At 75.9% G+C, this 2,725-nt stretch carries 2 protein-coding genes and 1 riboswitch; of the genes, one reads left to right on the top strand and one right to left on the bottom strand.

Annotated features, from left to right (window positions below; translation table 11 throughout):
- Positions 1-1,170: aminotransferase class V-fold PLP-dependent enzyme (locus ACW0Q9_RS30125; protein ID WP_456187099.1), on the bottom strand; the 1,170-nt coding region annotated here is incomplete at its 3' end.
- A 49-nt stretch (positions 1,171-1,219) separates the two neighbouring features.
- Positions 1,220-1,340: riboswitch (SAM riboswitch) on the bottom strand.
- 23 nt (positions 1,341-1,363) lie between these two features.
- On the opposite strand from ACW0Q9_RS30125, the gene ACW0Q9_RS30130 reads away from it, so the two are divergent.
- Positions 1,364-2,725, top strand: a 1,362-nt coding sequence (locus ACW0Q9_RS30130; protein WP_456187101.1) for a PrsW family intramembrane metalloprotease, incomplete at its 3' end; no start/stop codon positions are given.

A 2,725-nucleotide genomic window follows, 5' to 3' on the forward strand; every position in this document is an offset into this window, starting at 1 on the left:
GTCCCGGCGGCCGCTGCGGGCCGCCGCCTCGGTGAGCAGGCGGCGGGCCAGCGGATGGGCGCAGAACAGGCCGTCCCGGACGCCGATCCGGTGCGCGGTCGCCAGGTGGGCGGCCACGTCGGCGGAGTCGCGACCGGCGACCACGAAGCTGACGATGCCCACCCGCGGCGCGTCCGGCCCGAAGGTGCGCAGCTCCACCACGTCGGGCAGGGCGGCGATGCCCGCCCGGAGCCGGGCCAGCAGCGCCTGCTCCTGGGCGTGCAGCGCGTCCCGGTCCGCGTCGGCCAGCGCCGCGCAGACCGCCGCCAGGGCCACCGCGCCGAGCAGGTTCGGGGTGCCCGCCTCGTGCCGGGCCGGGCCGGTGGCCCAGCGCACCTCGTGGGTGCCCGCCCCGACGTGGCTGGTGGCCCCGCCACCGGCCAGGTACGGCGGGGCCGCGTCCAGCCAGTCCGCCCGGCCGACCAGCACGCCGGTGCCGAACGGGGCGTACAGCTTGTGGCCGGACAGCGCCAGGTAGTCGACGTCCAGCGCGGCGATGTCCACCGGGGCGTGCGGGACCAACTGGGCGGCGTCGACCAGGATCCGGGCGCCGTGCCGACGGGCCACCCGGGCCAGCTCGGCCACCGGCCAGCGCTCCCCGGTCACGTTGCTCGCGCCGGTCACCGCGACCAGCACCGGCAGCCCCGGCCGGGCGTCGCGCGACAGCTCGCCCAGCGCGGCGTCGAGGGAGCGGACCGCGCCACCGGGGCCGTCCGGCACCGGGAGCCGGACCGAGCCGCGCGGCCAGGGAAGCAGGTTGGCGTGGTGCTCGCCGGCGAAGGTGACCACCGTGGTCCCGGCGGGCAGCGCCCGGGCCAGCAGGTTCACCGCGTCGGTGGTGTTCCGGGTGAAGATCACGTGGTCGTCGGGGCGGGCACCGAGGAAGTCGGCCACGGTCTGCCGGGCCCGCTCGTAGGCCAGCGTGCAGCGCCGCGACAGCGCACCGGCGCCCCGGTGCACGCTCGCGTACCAGGGCAGCAGCTCGGCCACCGCGTCGGCGGCGGCCCGCGCGCACGGCGCGCTGGCCGCGTGGTCGAGGTTGATCTCCCCCGGTACGCCGAGCACGCCGAGCGGATCGGGCCGGCTCGGGACGGGCAGGGTGGGCAGCGAGGGTACGAGGGTGACGGTCATGCCGGAGCCTCCCGGGTCCAGGGGACCCCGGGTGTGGCCACCGGGACGGGGTCCGCGCTTGCCCAGCACGCGGTTCGGGCTGGGCCCGGTCATCACCCGGGGCACCCCACCGCGAACTCGACGAGGGTTGCCGGCCAGCAAGCCGGGGCTTCGCGCTGGCACTCGTGACCTGTCCCGGAGCATAGCGGCCGCGATGCGGCCGGACCAGTGGGTCACGGGTGACTACGCTGACCGCATGGCCGTCACCCCGCCCGGCGGAGCCCTGCCGCCGCCGCCGACCGCGCCCGCCGCCCTGCCGGGGTCACCCACCCCCCGGATGCCGCTGCGCCGGCTCGGCTGGCGGCGGTTCCTGGCGCTGGCCGCGGTGGTGCTGCTGATCGCCGCCGGGGCGGTCTTCATGGTCTTCACCCTGGGCGAGAGCCTGGGCGCGGAGGCGCTCCTGGTGGGTGTGATCGCGGCGATCCTGCCGGTGCCGGTGCTGGTCTCCTGCTTCCTCTGGCTCGACCGCTACGAGCCCGAGCCGCTGAAATACCTGATCTTCTGCTTCGCCTGGGGCGCGTTCGTCTCCACCGCCATCTCGCTGCTGGTCAACGAGACCGGCGCCCGGCTGTTCGAGAACCTGGGGCTGCCCGCGGCGCTGACCGCCGTGCTTGTCGCCCCGTTCATCGAGGAGCTGACCAAGGCCGCCGGCCCGCTCCTGCTGCTGATCTTCCGCCGCCGGGAGTTCTCCGGGGTCACCGACGGCCTGGTCTACTGCGGGCTCTCCGCGGTCGGCTTCGCCATGGTGGAGAACATCCTCTACCTGGGCGGATACGGCTACCGCACCGGCGTCGAGGAGTACGGCCCGGCCACCGGCGCCCGCCAGGTGATCGCCATCTTCATCGTGCGGATCCTGCTCTTCGGCTTCGCGCACCCGCTGTTCACCTCGATGACCGGTGTGGGGCTCGGGGTCGCGGCGCGGACCGCCGACCGGCGGGTGCGCTTCCTCGCTCCGATCGCCGGCCTGCTGCTCGCCATGATGCTGCACGGCACCTGGAACCTGCTGCCCACGCTGGCCGCCGCCACCGGGCAGCCGCTGATCGCGCTCTACGGCTACCTCGGCGTGATGGTGCCGATCTTCTTCGGCATGGTCGGGCTGGCCGTCTGGCTGCGCGCCTGGGAGGGGCGGCTCACCGAGCGCACCCTGCCGGACTACGTCCGGGCCGGCTGGCTCACCCCGCCCGAGGTGGCCGCGCTGGGCAGCCTCGGCCGTCGGCACGCCGCCCGCACCTGGGCCCGGCGGGTGGCCGGTGACGGCGGGCTGAAGGCGATGCGCGGTTACCAGTTCGCGGCCACCCGGCTGGCGCTGCTGCGCGACGGGATGCGCCGGGGGCTGGACCGCAAGCCGGCCGAGCAGGACCGGACGGCGCAGGAGGAACGGGAGCTGCTGGAGGCTATCGGGGCGTACCGGGCGTTCTTCGTGGGTCGCGACCCGCAGGCGCCGGTCGGGGTCTGGGACGGCCAGCGCTACCACCTGCGCTTCCCGGACGGGTCGCGGCGCGCGATCGAGGCTCCG

Source organism: Micromonospora sp. I033, from assembly GCF_053890995.1.